Source organism: Streptomyces calvus (assembly GCF_006782915.1).
GTDB lineage: Bacteria > Actinomycetota > Actinomycetes > Streptomycetales > Streptomycetaceae > Streptomyces > Streptomyces calvus.
In genome coordinates, this window is sequence record NZ_VCNP01000044.1 from 204604 (window position 1) to 225399 (window position 20796).

General features: G+C 73.5%; 20 protein-coding genes and 1 tRNA gene. 8 read left to right on the plus strand and 13 right to left on the minus strand.

Going from position 1 to position 20796, the window contains the following annotated elements; genetic code table 11:
* Position 1: 1 nt before the first annotated feature.
* Genes ehuD through ehuB form a run of 3 tightly spaced genes read right to left on the minus strand, consistent with a single transcriptional unit; the run spans position 2 to position 2261 of the window.
* Positions 2–652: an ectoine/hydroxyectoine ABC transporter permease subunit EhuD gene (gene ehuD, locus FGW31_RS21860; RefSeq protein ID WP_142195157.1), complete on the minus strand. Its 651-nt coding sequence runs from the start codon at positions 650–652 to the stop codon at positions 2–4.
* Complete coding sequence (gene ehuC, locus FGW31_RS21865; RefSeq protein WP_142195158.1) at positions 649–1350, minus strand: ectoine/hydroxyectoine ABC transporter permease subunit EhuC; 702 nt, start codon at positions 1348–1350, stop codon at positions 649–651. Before ehuC ends, ehuD begins: the two co-directional genes overlap by 4 nt.
* A complete protein-coding gene (gene ehuB / locus FGW31_RS21870; protein WP_142195159.1) occupies positions 1347–2261 on the minus strand; it encodes an ectoine/hydroxyectoine ABC transporter substrate-binding protein EhuB in 915 nt (304 codons plus the stop codon). Before ehuB ends, ehuC begins: the two co-directional genes overlap by 4 nt.
* A gap of 97 nt (positions 2262–2358) precedes the next feature.
* Here ehuB and FGW31_RS21875 point away from each other — a divergent pair, with 97 nt between their 5' ends.
* Positions 2359–2853 (plus strand): DUF3830 family protein, encoded by a 495-nt coding sequence (locus tag FGW31_RS21875; RefSeq protein WP_167530082.1) that lies wholly within the window; start codon positions 2359–2361, stop codon positions 2851–2853.
* Here FGW31_RS21875 and FGW31_RS21880 read toward each other — a convergent pair.
* Positions 2834–4237, minus strand: a complete 1404-nt coding sequence (locus tag FGW31_RS21880) for an amidase (RefSeq protein ID WP_142195161.1) — start codon at positions 4235–4237, stop codon at positions 2834–2836. The two genes, FGW31_RS21875 and FGW31_RS21880, sit on opposite strands and share 20 nt — an antisense overlap.
* A gap of 17 nt (positions 4238–4254) precedes the next feature.
* Entirely contained in the window at positions 4255–5202 is a 948-nt protein-coding gene (locus tag FGW31_RS21885; RefSeq protein WP_142195162.1) for a D-2-hydroxyacid dehydrogenase, read from the minus strand.
* A 161-nt stretch (positions 5203–5363) separates the two neighbouring features.
* Between FGW31_RS21885 and FGW31_RS21890 the strand changes: the two genes are divergently transcribed.
* From FGW31_RS21890 to FGW31_RS21910, 5 genes are all read left to right on the plus strand, one after another.
* Positions 5364–6197 (plus strand): maleate cis-trans isomerase family protein, encoded by an 834-nt coding sequence (locus tag FGW31_RS21890; protein ID WP_142195185.1) that lies wholly within the window; start codon positions 5364–5366, stop codon positions 6195–6197.
* Complete coding sequence (locus tag FGW31_RS21895) at positions 6194–6925, plus strand: maleate cis-trans isomerase family protein (RefSeq protein ID WP_142195163.1); 732 nt, start codon at positions 6194–6196, stop codon at positions 6923–6925. Before FGW31_RS21890 ends, FGW31_RS21895 begins: the two co-directional genes overlap by 4 nt.
* 167 nt (positions 6926–7092) lie before the next feature.
* A complete protein-coding gene (locus tag FGW31_RS21900) occupies positions 7093–7458 on the plus strand; it encodes a hypothetical protein (RefSeq protein ID WP_142195164.1) in 366 nt (121 codons plus the stop codon).
* A 135-nt stretch (positions 7459–7593) separates the two neighbouring features.
* The gene (locus tag FGW31_RS21905) at positions 7594–8241 is read left to right on the plus strand and encodes a bifunctional DNA primase/polymerase (RefSeq protein WP_142195165.1); all 648 of its coding nucleotides are present in this window, start codon (positions 7594–7596) and stop codon (positions 8239–8241) included.
* A tRNA-Lys gene (locus FGW31_RS21910) sits at positions 8232–8305 on the plus strand. The genes FGW31_RS21905 and FGW31_RS21910 overlap by 10 nt, the downstream gene beginning before the upstream one ends.
* 55 nt (positions 8306–8360) lie before the next feature.
* On the opposite strand, the gene FGW31_RS21915 is transcribed toward FGW31_RS21910, so the two are convergent.
* Complete coding sequence (locus FGW31_RS21915) at positions 8361–9578, minus strand: M6 family metalloprotease domain-containing protein (protein WP_161175554.1); 1218 nt, start codon at positions 9576–9578, stop codon at positions 8361–8363.
* Positions 9579–10001: 423 nt separating this feature from the next.
* Here FGW31_RS21915 and FGW31_RS21920 point away from each other — a divergent pair, with 423 nt between their 5' ends.
* Positions 10002–11867 (plus strand): putative bifunctional diguanylate cyclase/phosphodiesterase, encoded by a 1866-nt coding sequence (locus FGW31_RS21920; RefSeq protein WP_142195166.1) that lies wholly within the window; start codon positions 10002–10004, stop codon positions 11865–11867.
* Here the strand turns inward: FGW31_RS21920 and FGW31_RS21925 are convergent.
* From FGW31_RS21925 to FGW31_RS21950, 6 genes are all read right to left on the minus strand, one after another.
* A complete protein-coding gene (locus FGW31_RS21925; protein WP_142195167.1) occupies positions 11843–12934 on the minus strand; it encodes an LLM class flavin-dependent oxidoreductase in 1092 nt (363 codons plus the stop codon). The genes FGW31_RS21920 and FGW31_RS21925 overlap by 25 nt on opposite strands.
* 140 nt (positions 12935–13074) lie before the next feature.
* Positions 13075–13404, minus strand: a complete 330-nt coding sequence (locus FGW31_RS21930) for a hypothetical protein (RefSeq protein ID WP_142195168.1) — start codon at positions 13402–13404, stop codon at positions 13075–13077.
* Positions 13405–13497: 93 nt separating this feature from the next.
* Complete coding sequence (locus FGW31_RS21935; RefSeq protein ID WP_142195169.1) at positions 13498–14847, minus strand: AAA domain-containing protein; 1350 nt, start codon at positions 14845–14847, stop codon at positions 13498–13500.
* Positions 14844–16457, minus strand: a complete 1614-nt coding sequence (locus FGW31_RS21940; protein WP_142195170.1) for a hypothetical protein — start codon at positions 16455–16457, stop codon at positions 14844–14846. The genes FGW31_RS21935 and FGW31_RS21940 overlap by 4 nt, the downstream gene beginning before the upstream one ends.
* Complete coding sequence (locus FGW31_RS21945) at positions 16448–17614, minus strand: hypothetical protein (protein WP_142195171.1); 1167 nt, start codon at positions 17612–17614, stop codon at positions 16448–16450. The genes FGW31_RS21940 and FGW31_RS21945 overlap by 10 nt, the downstream gene beginning before the upstream one ends.
* Complete coding sequence (locus tag FGW31_RS21950; RefSeq protein WP_142195172.1) at positions 17565–18524, minus strand: phosphatase PAP2 family protein; 960 nt, start codon at positions 18522–18524, stop codon at positions 17565–17567. Before FGW31_RS21950 ends, FGW31_RS21945 begins: the two co-directional genes overlap by 50 nt.
* Positions 18525–18709: 185 nt before the next feature.
* Between FGW31_RS21950 and FGW31_RS21955 the strand changes: the two genes are divergently transcribed.
* Positions 18710–19306 (plus strand): histidine phosphatase family protein, encoded by a 597-nt coding sequence (locus FGW31_RS21955; protein ID WP_142195173.1) that lies wholly within the window; start codon positions 18710–18712, stop codon positions 19304–19306.
* A 127-nt stretch (positions 19307–19433) separates the two neighbouring features.
* Here FGW31_RS21955 and FGW31_RS21960 read toward each other — a convergent pair.
* On the minus strand, positions 19434–20796 hold a 1363-nt coding region (locus tag FGW31_RS21960; protein WP_233452543.1), incomplete at its 5' end, for a tetratricopeptide repeat protein.

Sequence of the window (20796 nt, forward strand, 5' to 3'; positions counted from 1 at the left end):
TTCAGTGGACAAGGCGTCGCTCCAGGGCTCGCAGGGCAAGGGAGGCCAGGTAGGAGATGACGATGAAGGCGAAGCCGATCACCGTCAGGGGCTCGGTGAACTGGAAGTTCTGCTGGGCGAAGAGCCGTGCCTCGCCGAGCATCTCCAGCACGGTGATCGCCATCAGCATCGGGGTGTCCTTCAGCATCGAGATGACGTAGTTGCCGAGCGCGGGCACCACCCGGCGCACGGCCTGCGGCAGGATCACCACGGTCCACGTCCGGCGCAGCGGCAGGTTCAGCGCCGTCGCCGCCTCCCACTGGCCCACCGGCACGGCCTCGATACCGGCGCGGTAGACCTGCATCGTGTACGTCGAGTAGTGCAGCCCGATCGCGAAGACGCCGGTGGTCAGCGCCGAGAAGGTCACACCCCACTCGGGCAGCACGTAGAAGAGGAAGAACAGCTGCACCAGCAGCGGGGTGTTGCGGATGAACTCCGTCAGCGCGCCGACCGGCCAGGTCACCCAGCGCGTGGGCACCCGCATCAGCAGCGCCCACACCAGCCCCAGCACGAACGAGATCGCCGAGCCGAGGACGAGCGCCTGGAGTGTGACGATCAGCCCGTCCCAGAAGTGCGGCATGAAATCGGAGACCGCGCTCCAGTCCCACTTCACGAGACACCACTTCCCTCGGGTACCCGCACGGTGGCCGGCTTCTTCCGCGGCGCCTTGCCGACCCCGGCCTTCAGCTTCTTCTCCAGCCCGCGCATGAGCCGGGTCAGCAGGAAGGCGATCACGAAGTAGATCAGCAGGACGTACGTGTAGATCTCCGCGCTCTCCTGCAGCGCGAGGCGCACCAGGTTGCCGCTGAACGCCAGGTCGCCCATGCCCATGATCGACACCAGGGCGGTGCCCTTGAGCAGCTCGATCAGCAGGTTGGAGAACGGCGGGATCATCTCCGGCACCGCCTGCGGCAGCAGGATCAGCTTCATCCGCTGCCACGGGGTGAAGCTGAGCGCGATACCGCCCTCACGCTGGGCCGGGTCGACCGCGGCGAGCGCGCCGCGCACGATCTCCGAGCCGTACGCCCCGTAGGTCAGCCCCAGCGCCAGGGTGCCCGCCCACAGCGGCACGAGCTGCCAGCCGAAGGCCGGCGGCAGCACGAAGAACACCCAGAAGATCATCACCAGTGCCGAGGTCCCGCGGAACACCTCGGTGTAGACGCCCGCGAGGAAGCGGACGACCCACAGCCGGTGGGTGCGTGCGACACCGACCACGAACGACACCGCCGCCGCCAGCAGCGCGCTGAGGACGAGCAGCTGGATCGTGACCCAGACGCCGCTCAGTACGAGTTCCCAGAGTCCCGATGTCATCCGCCGCACAACTCCTTCGCGGTCAGATCCGTCATCTCCGCCTCGGTGAAACCGAAGGGCTTGAGGATGCGGAGCAGCTCGCCGCTCTCCTTGAGCTTGTGCAGCTCGACGTTGAAGGCGTCCCGCAACCCGGTCTCGGTCGGCCGGAAGGCGAAGGCGCCGCCGTCCACGTGCGGCTTGCCGTCGACGATCGGCTTGAACGGCTCCGTGACCTCGGCCTTCGCCGACTTCTTCACCACCTCGCGGGTGGTGAGCGCGGTACCGGCGAAGACGTCGACCCGTCCGGCCTCGACGGCGTTCAGGCCGGCGACCTGGTCCGGGACGATCAGTATGTCGCTCTCCTTGTAGCCGGCCTCGACGGCGTACGCGATCTCCGCGTACCCGGTGCCGGTGGCGAACTTCGCCTTCTTCTCGACGACGTCCCGGTAGTCGCGCAGCCCCAGCGGATTGCCCTTGCGCACGATGAACGAGTCGAGCATCTGGTAATCGGGGTCGGAGAAGATGACCTGCTCGCAGCGCTCCGGGTTGACGTACATCCCGGCCGCCACGACGTCGAACTGCTGCGAGTTCAGCCCCGGGATCAGGGAACCGAACTCGGTGGGCACGGGCTGCACCCGGTCCACCCCGAGCCGCTTGAAGATGACCTTGGCCAGCTCCGGCGCCTCGCCGGTCAGCTCGCCGTTCCTGTCGATGTAACCGAAGGGAATCTCACCGGCGATGCCCAGGCGGACGACGCCCGCCGCCTTGAGCCGGTCCAGCAGGTCACCGCCGTCCGCGGTGGAGGCGGTCGGCACGCGCGAGCACCCCGCGGCACCCAGTGCGCCGAGCGCCGCGACCCCCGCGAGCAGCGACCGGCGAGAGGGCCCGGAGGTTTCCCGGAGTCGTCTCAGTGGTTGTAGTGGTGGAGCCATGGCGGCGCGGCTACCCGAACGGATGCGAGTTATTCCGGCCAGATTCGGCCCCGTTCGGCGGTCGGGCGGTCTTGACCGGCGCGGGACGATGGAGAACATGGCAGAGCGATATCTCGAGATCACGCTGGTCAAACGCGGAATCACCTGCACGGCCCGACTCCTCGACGACCGGGCGCCGATCACCTGCGAAGCCGTCTGGAAATCCCTCCCGCTGTCCGGTGACGTCTACCACGCCAAATACGCGCGTAACGAGATCTATGCCCTGTTCCCGCCGTTCGCGGAATCCGAGCCACCACTGGAGAATCCGACGGTCACGCCCATTCCGGGTGACCTGTGCTATTTCTCCTTCGCGGGCACCGAACTGGGCACCGGGGCGTACGGCTACGACCGTGAGGTCCGCCCCGGCACCACCGTCGTCGACCTGGCGCTCTTCTACGAGCGCAACAACCTCCTCCTCAACGGCGACGTCGGCTGGGTCCCCGGCATCGTCTGGGGCCAGGTGGTGGACGGGCTCGACGCGATGGCCGAGGGCTGCAACGACCTGTGGCGCACGGGAGCGGCCGGGGAGACCCTCAGCTTCCGGCGGGCCTGACGCCCGCGGTCGCTCCCGCCTCGTACAGCGCGTGGGCCGCTCGCAGGACCAGCGCGTCCCGGTGCCGGGCGGCCACCAGCTGCAGACCGACGGGCAGCCCGTCGGCGTCGGTGCCGACGGGGACGGTCGCGGCGGGCTGCTGGGTCATGTTGAAGGGGTAGGTGAACGGCGTCCAGCCGGTCCAGCGCCGGTGCCCCGACCCCTTCGGCACCTCCGCGCCCGCCTCGAACGCCGTGACCGGCAGGGTCGGCGTGACCAGCAGGTCGTAGGCGTCGTGGAAGCGGCCCATGCGACGGCCCAGGTCCACCCGGACGTCCACCGCGGCCAGATAGTCCAGCGCCGAGCGCCGGGCACCCTCGGCGCGGATCTCCCGCAGCCCGGGATCCAGTCGTTCCCGCTGGTCACGGGTGAGGTGCTGGGTCACCCGCGCGGCACCGGCGAACCACAGGGTGTGGAAGGCCTCCACCGGGTCGGCGAGATCCGGATCGGTCTCCTCGACGTACGCGCCGAGCGCGGCCAGCCGCTCCACCGCCCGCCGCACCGCCGCCGCCACCTCCGGCCGCACCGCCACCTGCCCGCCCAGCGACGGCGAGTACGCCACCCGCAGCCCGCGCACCCCGCCCGCGATCCCGTCCGCGAACGAACCCGGAGCCGGTGCGAGCGCCGACCAGTCACGGGAGTCGGGCACGCCGATCACGTCCATCAGCAGCGCCGCGTCCGCCGCGTCCCGGGTCATCGGACCGACGTGCGCCAGCGTGCCGAACGCGCTCGCCGGATACAGCGGCACCCTCCCGTACGTCGGCTTCAGCCCGAAGATCCCGCAGAACGCCGCCGGGATGCGGACACTGCCCCCGCCGTCCGTCCCCAGGGCCAGTGGTCCCGCGCCCAGCGCCACGGCCGCCGCCGCGCCGCCGCTGGACCCGCCCGCGGTGCGGGAGCGGTCGTACGGGTTGCGCGTGACGCCGCTGAGCGGCGAGTCCGTCACGCCCTTCCAGCCGAACTCGGGAGTCGTCGTCTTGCCGAGGAAGACCGCGCCGTGCTCCCGCAGCCGGGCCACCGACGGCGCGTCCTCGTCCCAGCGGCCCGCCGCGTCGATCGTCAGCGAACCCTTCAGGGTCGGGGCGCCGCGCAGCAGCAGGATGTCCTTCACCGTCACCGGCACCCCGTCCAGCAGCCCGCACGGCTCGCCCCGCCGCCACCGCTCCTCGGACGCGGCCGCCCGACCGAGCGCGTCCTCGGCGAGCAGCCGCACGAACGCGTTCACCTCCGGCTGGACCGCCTCGGCCCGCTCCAGCGCCGCCCGGGTCACCTCCACGGGGGAGAACTCGCCCTTGCGGTAGCCCTCGACGAGGCGTACGGCGGTCAGCGCGGTGAGCTCGGACATGCGACCTCCCAGGAACGTCAGTGACCGGGTACATACCCGCGCTGCTTGTCGACCACGTTCACCAGCGGCCGGCCCGCCTCCCACAGCTCGAACAACTCCACGAACTGCGCGCCGAGTTCGTCCCGCCAGCCCACCGTGTCCCCGCTCATGTGCGGCGACACGACCAGCCCCGGCTCCTCCCAGAGCGGGCTGTCGCCGGGCAGCGGCTCGGACGCGAAGACGTCCAGCGCGGCCCCCGCGATCACCCGCTCGCGCAGCGCCCGGACCAGCGCCTCCTCCACGACCAGCTGCCCCCGGCCGACGTTCACGAAGTACGCCGACGGCTGCATCACCGCGAACCGGTGGGCGTCGAACATGCCGCGCGTCCCATCGGTCAGCGGCGCGGCGGCGACCACCCAGTCCGCGCGGGCGAGCAGCCGGTCCAGGTCCTCGGGGCCGTGCACGCCGTCCCCCGCGGCCCGCCCGACCAGCGCGGTCGTCACGCCGAGCGCGTCGAGCGTGCGGACGATCGCCCGGCCGATCGGCCCGGAGCCCACCACACAGGCGCGCGTCCCGGCGAGCCGGCGCGACTCGCGGTGCCGCCAGGTGCGCTCCCGCTGCAGCTCCAGCGTCCGCGGCAGGTCCTTGGCGAACGCCAGGACGAGGGCCGCGACGTACTCGGCGATCGGCTGGTCGAAGACGCCGCGCGCATTGGTCACCACGGTGTCGGAGGCGGCCAGTTCCGGACAGAGCAGATGGTCGACGCCCGCGCTCGCGGTGTGCACCCAGCGCGGCCGCGGCCCCTCGCCGGGCCACGCCTCGCGCACCGCGTGCGAGGTGAAGTCCCACACCAGCAGCACGTCCGCGGACGGCAGACGGCCGGCGAGCGTCGAGGCGTCCGCGTGCTCGACCCGGACCCGGCCGGTGAGCCGGCCGAGGCGGGGCGGCGGGTCGGCGTCCAGTACGAGCAGCGTGGGCAGGGTCATGAGCTGCCGTTTCTCCGGCACGGCCGGGGTCCGGCACACACAAGGTGCAGACGTCTGGGATGTGCGGATTGACCACGCTCGCACCCGAACCTACCGTCGTCAACACGGGCGTTCCCGCGATCCGTTGTGTGCTCGTCTCCCACCGTGAGGCCGGTGCTGACATGGACGTCTCCTCCCTCGGCGGCCCGGGCCCGCAGCGCGGTGTCGGTGTCGTCGCCCCCTTCGACTTCGCGCTGGACCGCGAGCTGTGGCGCTGGGTGCCCGACGAGGTCTCCCTGCATCTGACCCGCACCCCGTACGTGCCGGTGGAGGTGAGCCTCGACCTCGCCCGGCTGGTCAGCGAGCACGCCACCCTCGGCGACGCGGTGCGCACCCTCACCACGGTGGCGCCCGAGGTCGTCGCCTACGCCTGCACGTCGGGCAGCTTCGTCGGCGGTGTCGTGGGGGAGCGCGCGATGTGCGAGGCGATGAGCCGGGCCGGCGCGGTGCCGGCGATCACCACCTCCGGGGCACTCCTGGAGGCGCTGGTGGAGCTGGACGTGCGCCGGCTGGCGCTGGTCACGCCGTACACCGTGTCGGTGACCCGGGTGCTGGAGGGCTATGTCGCGCTGGCCGGGGTCACGGTCACCGGGTGCGCGTACATGGGCCTGACCCGGCACATCTGGAAGGTCACCTACCGGGAGGTGGTGGACATGGCCAGGCGGGCGGCGGCGCGCGGCCGGCTCGGCGCGGCGGACGCGCTCTTCCTCTCCTGCACCAACCTGCCGACCTACGACGTCATCCCCCAACTGGAGGCGGAACTGCGCATCCCGGTCATCTCGGCCAACCAGGTGACCGTGTGGGCTGCGCTGCGCCGACTGGGTACCCGGGCGGTGGGGCCGTACCAGGCACTGATCGACGCGTCGGCGCGCGCCGGGACGGCGCTGCCGGGTCAGGCGTCCGGTGCCGTACTGCCGGACGTGCCGGAAGAGAAGCAGCAGGAAGGCTGGACATGACCGCACTGGGATTCCTCTACCCGGGACACTCCGCCGAGGACGACTATCCGCGCATCGAGCAGTTGCTGGGCAGCGATGTCCGGGTGGACCTGGTGCACACCGACATCGGTGAGGACGCGCACCGGGTCGACGCCCTGCTGGAGATGGGCTCGCCCGCACGGCTGGCGGCCGGCCTGGAGCAGCTGCGGCTCTCGGGCGCCGAGGCGGTGGTGTGGGCCTGCACCAGCGGCAGCTTCGTGCACGGCTGGGACGGCGCCCACGAGCAGGTGCGCGAGCTGGCGCGGGCGGCCGGCATGCCCGCGTCGTCGACGTCCTTCGCCTTCGTGCACGCGGTGCGGGAGGTCGAGGCGCGGCGGGTCGCCGTCGGCGCGACCTATCCGGACGACGTGGCCCAGCTCTTCGCCGGGTTCCTGCGGGCCGGCGGGGCGGAGGTGACCGGGGTGCGCAGCTCCGGGATCGTCACCGCGGCGGAGGTCGGCACCTGGGGCGAGGCGGAGCTGTTCGCGCTGGCCCGCGCGGCCGACACCCCGGACGCCGACGCGCTGCTGCTGCCGGACACGGCCCTGCACACCGTCGCCCACATCGCCGCCCTGGAGAAGGAGCTGGGCAAGCCGGTGCTCACCGCCAACCAGGTCACGGCCTGGGAGTGCCTGCGGCTGACCGACCGCCGGGTGAACGCACCGGAACTGGGCGCGCTGTTCACCCGGGAGCCGATCGTGCAGGTCTGACGCCCGCGCCGGGCGCGACGGCCGTACCGCGGACGCAGCGGGCCTCCTGCCGGACTCCGGCCGGAGGCCCTCTTGCGCGGGCGCGGGACAATGGACGGTGGCCCACCTCCCTGGGTTCCCCCGCTCGCGGGTGAAGGCCGATCGTGACGTACGAGAAGGAGACGCACATGGCGGAGCACACGCCGCGCCGGGACCAGCCGCGGCTACGCCCCGCGCCCCTGCTGTTCGAGCCCGCGGAAGCGGCCTCGGACCCCGAGCACTTCTTCGACCTGGAGTCGATCGAGGATCCCCGTGCGCTGCTCGAGCGGGCGACCGAGCTGACGCTCGCGTTCCGTGCCGCGGCGGACCGGGCGGTGGAGTTCCAGGCGATGGCCGCGGCCCAGCTGGCCGACCCCCGCCGCTTCGACCGGCTCACCACGGCGGACATCGCCGAGCGTGCCGAGTGGACCGAGGACTACGCGAAGAAGATGGTCGAGTTCGGCCGGGACCTGATGCGCGGCGGCGAGGGTCCGGGGCACGTCGACCCGGTGTAGACCGGCGGCCCGCGCACCCGCCCGAACGGGCATGGCATATGCCGGGCGGGCAAGGTACCCCCTTCTCGGCCCTCGTGTCCCCATTTTGCGCAACTCAGCGGAATCGTTCCCTCACCGCGGGTAGACCTGTGGGTCATGAGCAGCACACGGAATGCCTCCGACGTCAGCGGTGTCACCCCGGACGGCGCCGCCTGGCTCGCCTCGGCCGGAACGTATCCGCGCAGCACGCTCTCGCTGTGGGGCGAGCGCCCGGACGCCCCGGTCGTCCTGCCCTGCGGCGTGGTTTTCGACGTGGTGAGCGCGCCCGCGATCTTCGGGCGCCGGATGCTGGACCGGATGTGGGCGGAGGGGCCGGGCTCCGGGCCGGTGGCGGAGTTCCGCGGCCGGATGCTGCTGTTCGCGGCGCCGGGCACGGCCCAGCGACTGCCCGCCCTGATGGAGTGGGAGGAGTGGGCCGGGCAGGGCCGCGACCGCGAGCGGACCGGCCGCACGGGCGGCGTCCCGCCGCTGCTGTGCCACGGCACCGGAGACGCGGTGACCGTCCCCGCCGCTTGCCCGGCTGCTTCCCCCGCCCTGTCCTCCGCCGGCGCGCCGACGGAGACCGGCGGGTCCGCGCCCGCCGCGCGCTGGCTCGTCGCCCCCGACACCCGTCACCCCTGGCTGCCGGGCCCCGAGGTGCTGCTCTGGGCGGCGGTGCGGGCGGCCCGGGAGGCCGTGCGGATATCGATTTCTCCTCCCGCCGATCGTGGTGCTAATGTCTACGACGTCAGCAGGCGCCGCTAGCTCAGTTGGTTAGAGCAGCTGACTCTTAATCAGCGGGTCCGGGGTTCGAGTCCCTGGCGGCGCACGACACGAGAAGGCCTCCGGTGAGAACCGGGGGCCTTTCTCGTACGCCCTGGCGCTCACCCGGTGGTGATCTTCACCGTCCAGGCTCCCGCCGTCGTCCGCCCCTCCACCTCCACCCGGACCGACTCCCCGGGCACCGTGAAGCTCTCGCCGAGGGCGACCGGCGCGTCGGCGAGCGGCGGGTAGACCGAGTCCTCCCAGCAGGCCTCGGTGTCCGGATGGGCGTCCACGACCTCCACCGGGCCGCGCCCGGACCGGGTGCCGCTGCTCACCCGGTAGACCAGCACGCCCTGCCGGCAGGCCGCCGCGTCGTTGCCGACCTGGCCGCGCGCCTCGAAGGCGAGCACGCTGTCGGGTCCGGTGCGCACGACCGCCAGCTTCGTCCCGCGGCCCAGCCCGAAGGACGGCGCCCCGGCGGCACCCGTCACCGGCGTCCCCGGCCCCGCCGCCAGCGGCTCCAGCGTCAGCCGCACCGGCCCCGCCTCCTGCACGCACCGCACCTGCCGCGGCTCCAGCCAGCCCAGCTTCCACTTGTGCCAGCCGAAGAGATCGGGCGCCAGCGCGAACTGACTGCCCATCAGGTCCCAGTCGCCGACATGCGTGTCCCAGTCGCCCTTGCCGTCCACGGGCCGGTGGTAGAGGTCCGGCAGGTCGAAGACGTGCCCGGTCTCGTGCGCGAGGACCAGCCGGTCCGGAGGGTGGTTCTCGAACACGGTGACGACCCGGCGGATGTCGGTGTCGTCGGCGCGCAGCGGCGTGTCCAGGTTGACGACCTTCGTGGCGTCGGAGTCCACGCCCGGCGCGTCCGGGTCGGCGACGAAGTACACGACGTCGTAGCGCGAGAAGTCGACGTGCCGGTCGGTCACGGCGAGCGCGTCGCGCAGATAGGCCGCGCGGTGGGCCACCGTCCAGTCGCGCTGTATGGCGTACGCGGTGGAGGGGCGCGGCATGCGGATCCACCGGCTCAGTGCGTGCGGGCGCAGCGTGAACCTGCCGTAGGACGCCTGCCGGAAGAAGTCGCTGGTGGCCGGGAAGTGGTCGGCGGCGAGTTCGCCGGGCGTGGTCAGCGGGTGGGAGTCGGGAAAGGACAGGAACACCATCACCGCGTCCAGGCTCCGGGTCGGGCGCGGGTAGGCGGCGTTCCAGGTGTCCAGGCCCTCGGAGTGGTGGGCGTCGGTGCGGGTGAGGGCGCAGGGCGCGGCGGAGAACGGCTCGGCGCCGGAGGGGACGCTGACCATCGAGGTCGCCGCGAGCGCCGACATGGTGGTGCACATCGCCGCCGTGCTGCGCAGCCGGGGCCGTACACCCGAACGGCTCAGCCGGTCCCGGAGCGTCTCACGGCCGAGTCCTCCCGGGGTGAGCTGACGCGGCACGGGGACCTCCGGGAGACGGTTCACGGGACACCGCACCCAGATTGTGATGACTTGTCGTACTACGCCCTGTTCGGATGCACCGGACGAGTGAGAAAGGCGGAATTCCAAGCGGGGTCGACACCCTGTTCACTCACGGAACGTCACAACTGGTCGGAGGGCTGCAGAAGCCGTCCACCCCTGGGCAGAAACGATCTGGCAGAGATGCGGGCCCCTCCTGGAGACTGGACAGTAGCTGGAAGGCCCGGACACGGGCCTCTATGATCGGCACACTTTCCTGAGACTTCCCTGCACGAACAGCGATCGAGGGCACTGCGGGAGCGAGCGGTGAGCGGAACGTCCGAAGGGCCGGCGCCCGCAACAGAACTCAACCGGCCGGTCGTCACAGAGAGTGAGATCGTCACGTCTCCGGGTACCGAATCCACGCCACCTCCGTCCCCGGCGCCACCACCGTCACCGGCGTACCGCTCCGTCTTCACGGCGGCGCCGCTCGCCATGGCCGTGGTCGACCGCGAGGGCACGGTCACCGGCGCCAACGCCGCCCTCGCCGGCCTGCTGGGCCGCGACCCGGACACCCTGACCGGTGCCGTCGCCGCCGACCTGGTGGACCTCTCCGGCGACGCCCGCACCTGGCACGCCTACCGGGAGCTGCTGCGCGGACAGCGCGCCAAACTGCGCTGCACACGCCGGCTGAAGCACCCCGAGGGGCACGCGCTGTGGGTGCGGGTGACGGTCTCACCGCTGCCCGCCGAGGACGGGGGCGTGCTCCTCTCGGTCGACGACATCAGCGACCACCGCGAACTCCAGGCCCAGTTGCGGCACGTCCGGATGCACGACCCGGTGACCCGGCTGCCCAACCGCACGCTGTTCCTGGAGCGGCTGACGGCGGCGCTGGAGGCGGAGTCGTACGAGGAGAGCGGAACCGGCCGGATCGGGCTGTGCTACCTCGACCTGGACGGGTTCAAGGCCATCAACGACACCCTGGGCCACCGCGTCGGCGACCGGCTGCTGGCCGCCGTCGCCGAACGCCTGACGCGCTGCGCCCAGGAGGCGGGCCGCACCAGGGCCGGCACCCCGCTGGTCGCCCGGCTCGGCGGGGACGAGTTCGCGCTGCTGGTGGAGGACTCCACGGGCACCGAACAGCTCGCCGACCTCGCCGAGTCGCTGCTCGGCGCGATCCAGGCGCCGTTCGACCTCTCCGGCCGGCGGCTGTCGGTCTCGGCGTCGATCGGTGTGGTCGAGCGGCACGCCGCGGGAACCACGCCCACCGCGCTGATGCAGGCCGCCGACACCACGCTGTACTGGGCGAAGGCCGACGGAAAGGCCCGCTGGACGCTGTTCGACCCGGAGCGCAACGCCCACCGGGTGACGCGCCAGGCCCTCGCCTCCACGCTCCGCCCGGCCATCGACCGGGGCGAGTTCGCGCTGGAGTACCAGCCGCTGGTCGGCATGGAGGACGACCGGGTGCACGGCGTGGAGGCCCTGATCCGCTGGCACCACCCGCGTTTCGGCACCTTGACGCCGAATCGGTTCATCGGACTGGCCGAGGAGGACGGCTCCATCGTGCCGCTCGGCCGCTGGGTGCTGCGCCCCGCCTGCCGGCAGGCCCGCGACTGGCAGGTGGAGCACCCCGACGAGCCGCCCATCTTCGTCAGCGTGAACGTGGCGGTGCGTCAGGTGTGGGACTCCGACCTGGTGGCGGACGTCGCCGAGACCCTCGCGGAGACCGGCCTGCCGCCGCACCTGCTGCAACTGGAGCTGACCGAGTCGGCGGTGATGGGCTCCTCCGGCCGGCCGATCGAGGCCCTGAAGGCGCTCAGCGACATGGGCGTGCGCATCGCCATCGACGACTTCGGCACCGGCTACTCGAACCTGGCCTACCTCAGCCGCCTGCCCGTGTCGGTGCTGAAGCTCGACGGCTCCTTCGTGCGCGGCTTCCAGTACGAGGAGCGCGCCGCCGCGCCCGCGAACCCGGCGGACGAGGTCATCGTCGAGGCGATGGTGCAGCTCGCCCACCGGCTCGGCCTCACGGTCACCGCGGAGTGCGTGGAGACCTCGGCGCAGGCCACCCGGCTGCGCCGGATCGGCTGCGACACCGGTCAGGGCTGGCTGTACTCCCGCCCGGTGTCACCCGACCGCATCTCCGAACTGCTGGGCACGCCCGGCGTTCAGGCGGGCGTCGGCAACCCGTAGGCGTCCGCGATCAGTTCGTAGGAACGCAGGCGCACGTCGCCGCTGTGCGCGTTGGCGGTGATCATCAACTCGTCGGCGCCGGTGCGCTTCTGCAGCTCGTCCAGGCCGGTGCGGACCTCGTCCGGGGTGCCGTGGATCACGTTGGCGTTCCAGGAGTCGACGAACTCCCGCTCCATCGGGCTGAAGTCGTACGCCTCCGCCTCCTCGGGTGTCGGGACGAGGCCGGGACGGCCGGTGCGCAGCCGGACCATGTTCAGCGCGGCGGCCAGCACCTGCCGGCGGGCCTCCTTCGCGTCGTCCGTGGCGAGCGCCGAGACGCCGATGAGGGCGTACGGCGCGTCGAGGACCTCGCTCGGGCGGAAGCTCTCGCGGTACAGGTCCAGCGCGGGAATCGTGTTCTGCGCGGAGAAGTGGTGCGCGAAGGCGAACGGCAGGCCGAGCATGCCGGCCAGCCGGGCACTGAACCCGGAGGAGCCGAGCAGCCAGAGCGGCGGCCGGTGCGGGGACTGCACACCGCCCGGCGAGGTGGCCTGGACGGGCCCGGGGACGGCGTGGATGCGGCGGTAGGGGTGCCCGTCGGGGAAGTCGTCGTCCAGGAAGCGGGTCAGCTCGGCGAGCTGCTGAGGGAAGTCGTCGGCGCCCTCGTTCAGCCGGTCGGTGCGGCGCAGGGCGGCGGCGGTGGCCCCGTCGGTGCCGGGCGCGCGGCCGAGGCCGAGGTCGATCCGGCCCGGGGCCATGGCCTCCAGGGTGCCGAACTGCTCGGCGATGACGAGCGGCGCGTGGTTGGGCAGCATCACGCCGCCGGAACCGAGGCGGATGCGGTCGGTGTGCGCGGCGAGATACGCCAGGATCACGGCGGGCGAGGAGGAGGCCACGCCCGGCATGGAGTGGTGCTCGGCGACCCAGTAGCGGTGGAAGCCGCGCGACTCGGCGAGGCGCGCGATCTCCACGCTGGTCCCCAGCGCGTCGGAGGCGGTGCGCCCGGCACCCACGGTGACCAGGTCGAGGACGGAGAGGGGCACGGGGGCGGTGCCGTCGGCTGAGCCCCGGATCTCGTCTGCGGCCACGGTGGGGTGCCTCCTGTGAGTACGTGACGTTCCGCTGCGGTGGGACCAACAGGAGGCAGTCCCCGCTTATTCCCGGCAGAGGGACGGGTAGTGCCGGCTCGCGCGTCGCGGCGCGGTCCGCGACCCGGGAACGCGCGCGCTCAGATCGTGCCCGCCTCGATGGCCCGCTCCAGGTCGACGTCGACGCACAACAACCGGACGTAGGCCTCCGGAGCCACCTCCCGCACGGCCACCTCGAGCCCCCGCTTGAACTCCGGCTCCCAGTGCCGGACACCCGAGATGATGACCGGGTAGTGACCCGTGCGCCCCAGCACCATGTGCTCACCGTCGTGCTCCCGCAGCGACAGCGTCACCTCGTTGTCGATGCGCTCGTCGCGGATCACCTCATGGACCGCGCTCCGCACCTCCTCGGCCTGCTCACGGGAGACGAGTCCACGGACGTCCAGTTCTATGCGAAGGTTCACAGACATGGCGGCCACCCTAGTGGTGCCGCCGCCCGACTGCCGGACGCCCAACTGCCGTACGCAGGACGGCCGGTCGGCAGGAACGGGCCGCACGGCGTGTCAGGGCCGCCAGGCCACCCGGTGTTCCGCCAGGTGGGCCAGGACCGCGTGGTTGGCCTCCCAGCCGTCCGGGAACTTCACCAGCGTCCCGAGCTGCACCGGTTCCGTCGACGGGTAGTCGTCCAGCAGCTCGCCCACTCCCGCGCGGCACACCACGACGCACGCGTGCCGGTGCCGGGAGGCGAGGACGCACAGGCGGCCCGTCTCCAGGTGGAACGCGGTGGCGTCGGGGCGGCCGGAGAGCGGGTGCAGGACCACCGTCACGTCGTACTCCCGGCCCTGCAGCCGGTTCGCCGTGTCCACGGTCACGTCCGCCACGCCCAGCTCGGCGAGCGCCGCCCGTACCGCCGCCGCCTGGTCGCGGTGCGCGGTGCCGACGGCGATCCGGCCGGCGGTCAGCGGCACGGGGTCGGGCGAGCGCTCCGAGGTCGCCGCGCCGCCCCGGTCCAGCAGCCGCCGTACGACCGTGGCCACGGCCCGCACCGCCTCCGGGTCCGTGCGCGGGGTGTGCCGGGCGGGCAGCTCCAGCAGGCCCCAGCCGGACGCGGCCGCCTCGTCGATCACCCGGTCCGGGCCCGAACCGTCCGACGGGACCCCGAAGGACAGCGTCCGGTCGCCGTGGTCCGTGCCGCTGCGGAACGGCGTGTACGGGTAGAACGCGTCCGACACCAGCGGCGCCGCCGACGCGGGCAGCCGCCACGACACCGGCAGCCGGTGCTGCGGCAGATCGGGATTGTGGGCGAGCAGCGTGCTCACCGCGGACGCCGACGGGTCGTACGACAGCCCCGCCCACTGCTCGCCGCCCACGATCGAGAACGGGTCCAGCTGACCCGGGTCGCCCACGAACAGCGCCCGCTGAAACAGGTTCGCCACCGCGAGCAGCGCGTCCGAGCGCATCTGGTACGCCTCGTCCACGATCGCGTGCTCCCACGGCTCGACGCCCTTGACGTGCGCCCACTTCGCCGCCGTCGACAGGACCACGCCGAGCCCGGCGAGATCGGCGGCCTTCGCCGACGTACGGACGTTGTCCAGCGCGTCGAGCGCCTTGTCGTACGGGTCGGAGTCGCTGCTGTGCAGCCGGCCCACCGGCAGGTCCGGGTTCTGCTCGGCGAGCCGCAGCACCAGGTCGTCGACCTGCGCGTTCGTCTGCGCCACCACCATCAGCGGGCGGCCCGCCGCGGCCAGTTCCAGCGCCGCGCGCACCACCAGCGTGGACTTGCCGGCGCCGGGCGGGGAGTCGACGACGACACCGCGCGCGGCGCCGTGCAGCGTGTCGCGCAGGATCGCGTCGGTGGCGCGCGCGGCCGCCGCACCGGGATCGAACACGGCCGCTTCGGCGGGGGCGGTCACAGCAGGTCCTCCTCGGTCACCGGGTCCGCGGCCTCCGGTACGGCCTCCTCACCGGGCGGCCCGCCATGGGTCCACGGGGTCTCCTCCGGGTCGGGCAGCTTCGCCCCGCCGCGCGGCTCGTGCTCGAACAGTGTGAAGCACACGCGGTCGCCCTTCTCCGGCACGGACCCCGCCTCGGGCTCCTTGCCGCGCCCCATCTTGTCCAGGATGCGCAGGACGAGCAGCGTCTCCCCGCCGTCGCCGCCCGGCCCGTCCTCGCGGCCGACGAACTCCGCCGCCTGCGGCTTCCCGCCCAGCGAGCGGTACACCCGGGCCCGCTCGCCCAGATGCGGGCCGTCGTCGGTGCGGACGGTGACCAGCGGGCGCGGGCTGGGCCGCTTGCTGTCGCTGTACGCCATCACCACGTCGACCACCTCGCCCGCGAACGCCTCCCCGGCCAGCCGCCGGCCCGCCATCACCAGCGGATCGTCCAGGGCCTCCTGCGCCTCCAGCCGGGCCTGCTCCCGCTCGCGCACGGCGAGCTTGTTCGCCGCGGTGACCGCGTCGTCGCGGCGCGGCTGCGGGGGCTCACCGGCCAGCACCCGGTCCCGGTGCGAGGTGAACGACCAGCGGTCACGCGTCCACCGCTCCTCGACCCGCGCGCCCTCCGGCAGCTCCCGCAGCAGGTCCAGGCCGCGCCACACCGCGTCCCAGGTGGGCCGGGTACGGCTCTCGACCAGCGCGCGGATCTCCCGCTCGGCGGCGGTCAGCGCACCGAGGCGGTCGTCGGCCTCCAGACCGTCCTCCGCGGCGGCGAGCGCGGTACGGGCCCGGTCGTAGCGCTCGATCGCCGGGGCCAGCAGCTTGTTGTCGAACGCCGGGTCGGTCGCCGGGCCCGCGGGCGGGCACAACAACTGGCCGTCGGCGTCCCGCGCCAGCTCGGCCTCCTGCGCCGCCTCGGCACCCAAGCGCCCCTCGGGCGGGTCGATCCAGGCCAGCAGCGCCCCGAGGTGCTGGTCCTCCAGCGTGGACTGGCCGGTCGCCCAGTGCCGCGACAGCACGTCGGTCGTCGCCAGCAGCAGCGAGGAGCCGGGCACCCGGGCCCGCTCCCCGAAGTGCGTCAGCCACCGCCCGAGCAGCGGCACCCGCGGCGGCGCCGGGAACGGCGCCTCCGGGTCCTGCTCCGCCGTGCGCCGGAACCGCATGGACCGCCCGAGGAGCCGTACGAGGTCGATGCCGGCCCGCGACGGCACGATCAGCTGGGGCGCGTCCGCGCACAGCTCGACCTCGACCTTGATCCGCTTGCCGGTCTCCGGGTCGGTCTCGGCGCGCTCGGCGGCCTCGACGGCGTCGGCGAACCCGTCGACGTACGGCAGGACCACGTCGGCCAGTTCGGACAGGAACGCGAACCGCAGGTCGCGGTCGCGCGGCTGCGGCACGGCCAGCAGCTTCGGCGCGTCCCGGTCGGTGCCCACCAGCGCGCCGAGCGGCGCGCCCGCCTCACCGGCGGTGGTGAGCGGCACGAACACCAGCGGGCGGGCGGACAGATGGCGGTGCCGGACGGTGGCGGCGGGCTGGGCGCGGCCCGTGCTGACGGCCTCGAGGCGGGCGAGGGTGGCGATCAGCGACACGGGGCCACCTCCCGCGCGGCGACGGGAACGGGCGCGTCGGCCAGAGCCTCCGCGCGCAGGGCCGCCGCCCGGCGCAGCGCCGCCACCGTCGGGTCGTCGGGGTCGCCGGCCTCGCCGCGGGCCGCCGCGAGCACCTCCTCGACGGTGGTCAGGGCGCCCAGCTCCGCGCGGACCGGACGGCCCAGCCGGGTCACCGCGCCGGCCGCGCGGGAACGGTCCCGGCAGTGGAAGGCCAGCTCGCACGCGGACAGGCACTCCGGCGCGTAGGTCGCCGGGACGGACTCCACGGCCGCGGCCAGGCGCTCGGCGGGCAGCTCGGGCGAGAAGCAGGTGCCCTCGGGGAGCGTGTCGGCGATCTCCTCGATACGGGTGAGCCGGTCCAGCTGGCGGGCGGTCACCGCGCGCTGCTTGCGCACGTCCACGGCGGACGCGGTGGGCAGGTTGGAGAAGTCCTTGGGGCACACCAGCAGGATCCGGTGCCGCACGCGCGGGGACGGTTCCAGCCGCGCGGCGACCCGCTCCAGGGCCAGCACGTACACCGCGGCCTGGCGGGCCGCCGCGCCGACCTTCGCGGGGTCCGCGGCGCCGTCCAGCATGGGGAAGGACTTGATCTCCACGACCGTCCAGCTGCCGTCCGGGTGCACCACGACCGCGTCCGGCTCCAGGAAGGCGGGGGAGCCCGCGACGTCCAGCGCGAGCATCGGGTGGTCGAGCAGCGTCCAGGCGCCCGGTGCGGCGGTGGCGGCCTCGGTGGCCTCGCGCAGCGCCAGTTCCGTGCGCGCGGTGCGGCCCTCGGGGCCCTGTGCGGTGAGGTCGGGCACGTGCGCGCCGGCGGGCGGCTCGGCCGCGCGGTCCAGCTTCTCGTGGGCGAGGCGCAGCAGTTCCGTACCGCCGTCGGCCTTCACCTTCGCCTCGAAGGCGTTGCCCCGCACGAACGCGAACTGCGACTGGCCGAAGACCGACGGTGCGCCCAGCGCGCTCGCCAGCGCCGCCTTGTTCACCCCGGCGCCGTCGAGGATCGCGCGCCGTCTGCAGCCCGGGTTGGCGGCGAGGGCGGCCAGGGCGCGCGCGTCCAGCGCCTTCGCCGGCACCTCGGGGCCGCGCAGCTCAGCGAGCCGGTGCCGGAGCGCCTTCTCCCGCGTCCGAGGGGGAGGCACCCGGTTCGGCTGCTGGTCCGTACCGCGACTCGGGCTGCCGCTGCCGTGGAAATCGCTCACCCGCGGAAGTCTGGCATCCGGCACTGACAATCGGGGAACCGGCGCCCGACGCGGCCGCCGTGACCGGCGCGGGCCGGGACAGCCACCGCGCCTTCGCCAGGTCGGTGCACCGCATCACGTACGGCGCGAGCAGCAGTCCGGCGCCCATGACGGCGGCGCCCGCGACGGCGTCGAGGAAGTAGTGGTTCGCGGTGCCCATCACCACGATCACGGTCACCAGCGGATAGGCGACGGCGGCCGCCCTGGCCAGCGGGGTGCGCCCGTAGCGCCACAGGATCACCCCGCACCACAGCGACCAGCCCACGTGCAGGCTCGGCATCGCCGCGTACTGGTTGGTCATGCCGCCCAGCCCGCGCGGCGCGCTCGCCTCGCCGCCCCACCAGCCGTACGCGCTGTAGTGGGCCATCGTGTCGACGAAGCCGTGGCTCGGGTCGAGCAGCCGGGGCGGGCAGGTGGGCAGCAGGGTGAAGCCGATCAGGCCGATGAAGGTGGACGTCATCAGCCAGGTGCGGGCGGCCCGGTAGCGCACCGCGTGGGAGCGGAACAGCCAGACGAGGAGCGCCGGGGTCACCAGGTAGTGCAGCGAGGCGTACCAGAAGTCGGCCGGTATGCCCAGCCACGGCTCAGCGGTGAAGAGACGGTTCAGCGGGTGCTCGGCGTTGAGGTGCAGCGCCTTCTCGATGCGCAGGATCGCCAGACCGTGGTCCACGGCGTCGGAGACGTCGCCGCGCACGACCAGCCGTCCCGCCGAGTAGCAGGCGTACACCAGGAGGATGATCGGCAGCTCGGACCACCAGCGCAGCCGGGCTGCCGGGGCTGTCCCGGTGCCCGGTGTCTCGGTGTGCGGCATCCGATCGCTCCCCCTTGGTCTCGCGCGGCGCTCCGTCGGCGGCCAGCCACTCTACGGTGTGGCCCGTTCACCCGGCAGACGCCCTCGGCCCTGATAGACGTCGAGATCGCCCGCCGGGTTGCCCGCGACCGGTGTGAGCGATGATGGAGTAGTTCCTCTTGCGAATTCCTCCTGGAAGGTCTCCCATGGCACCGCGCATCCTGCTGGCCCGGCACGGACAGACCGAGTGGTCGCTGTCCGGCAAGCACACCGGCAGCACGGACGTACCGCTGTTGGAGGAGGGACGGCGTGGTGCCAAGCTCCTCGGCGAGCGCCTGCACCGGGCGCCGTACGACGGCCTGTCCGGTGTCGAGGTGCGCACCAGCCCGCTGTCCCGCGCGCGGGAGACGTGTGAGCTGGCCGGGTTCGGCGACCGCGCGCAGACCTGGGACACGCTCATGGAGTGGCACTACGGGGCGTACGAGGGCATGACCCCGGCCGAGATACAGGCCGTCCGCCCCGGTTGGCTGATCTGGCGGGACGGCGTGCCGGAGGGGGAGACCCTGGCCGAGGTGACGGCCCGCGCGGACGAGGTGGTGGCGTGGGCCCGCTCCGCCGACCGCGACGTGCTGGTCTTCGCCCACGGCCACATCCTGCGCTCCATCGGCGCCCGCTGGCTGGGCCTTCCGCTCGACTTCGCCGCCCGCATCCGCCTCAACCCGACGTCCCTGTCGGTCCTCGGCTGGGCCTACGGCGAACCGGCCGTCGAGACCTGGAACGACCAGGGCCACCTGACGGCCTGAGACCGTCCCGCGAAACGGGCCGCACCCCAGTGGTTCGCCCGTGCCCGCGAGCCCCAATGGCCGGAGAGCCCCGAGCGCGCCGCGCCCGTCCCGTCCCCGGCGTTTCGGCGCGCGTGGGGCGCGGCGTTCACACCATGCGCGGCAGTGCGGCGTGGCGGTCGAGGAACGCCGAGACGCCGGAGGCGTGGCGGTGCGGGAGGAGCACCCGGGACGTGCCCGCCAGCATGGTGCGCACGCGGGAGGACTGGACGTCCGACAGCAGGTCCAGGACGCGCATGCCGGCCCGGGCCGCCTCGTCGGGCCGGCCGCCGCGGGCCAGGTCGTCCGCCAGTTCCGCCGTGTACAGGGCGATGTTGCGGGTGAAGTGCGGATCCTGGAGCTCCGCCGCGCGCCGTGCGTGCCGCGCCGCGCGCGGCCAGTCGCCCAGCGTCGACCAGCACTGCGCCTCCAGGCCCTCCAGTTCCGCCTCTCCGTAGAAGGTCATCCACTCCGGGTCGGCCTCCGAGGCGCCCCGCTCGAAGTACGTCTGCGCCCGGGTCAGCGCCTGCTCGCAGCCGGTACGGTCGGCGAGCCCCGCCCAGCCGCCCGCCTCGCGCAGCGCCAGCAGCGACATCAGCCGGGGCGAGCCCAGCGACCGCGCCACCCGCTGCGCGGCCTGCGCCGCCCTGACCGCCTCCCGGGGCCGGCCCGCGTCCCGTGCGAGGAACGCCGTGTTGCAGAAGGCGTGCGCCTCCAGTCCCGGGTCCCCGGTCACCCGTGCGGTCGCCAGGGCCTCCGCGTAGTGCGAGCGCGCGTCGTCGAAGCGGCCCGAGTCGTGCGCCAGCCAGCCCACCGAGATGGCCAGTTCACCGGCGCCCGCGTACAGCCGGTCCGCCGTCCGCTGCCGGGTCGCCCCGGCGTCCAGCAGCGCGTAGGCGGCCCGCAGCGGTGCCGCCGCGCGGCGGTAGAGCCCGTCCGCACCGTGCCGGTCGTCCAGCAGCCGGATCCGGCGGACGGCTTCCTCCAGCGCGCCCGCGTCGCTCGCGCCCGGGCGGCGCACGGCGCGCTGGGCCGCCGCGGCGTCCGGGGCGAGCCCGCGCGGGCTCAGTGAGGCGGCGGCCACCGTGGCGCCACCGCCGGTCATGAATGCGCGACGCAGCACGTCGCTCTCCTCGTGGTCGTGCGTGTCGTACGTGTCGTACCGGTTGTGCGTCTCATACGGCTCGTGCGTCCCGCTGTTCTCATTCGTGTGGCCCGCCGGGTTCTCGGCGCGCGGTCCGGGGAGCAGGTCCCCGGCGGTTCGCGCCCGGCGGCCGCGCACCGCGGAGCGGGGCGCGAAGCCCAGGTCGGTCAGGGTGCGGCCGGGGAACATGTGCAGGAACACCCGCTCGTAGGCGTAGTTGGGGCAGCGGATCTCGCCGGCCTCCACCCGGTGCACGTACCGCGCGTCGCAGCTGACCCGCTCACCGATCTCGCGGGCGGCCCGCCGTACCGCCGCGGCGAACTCGGGC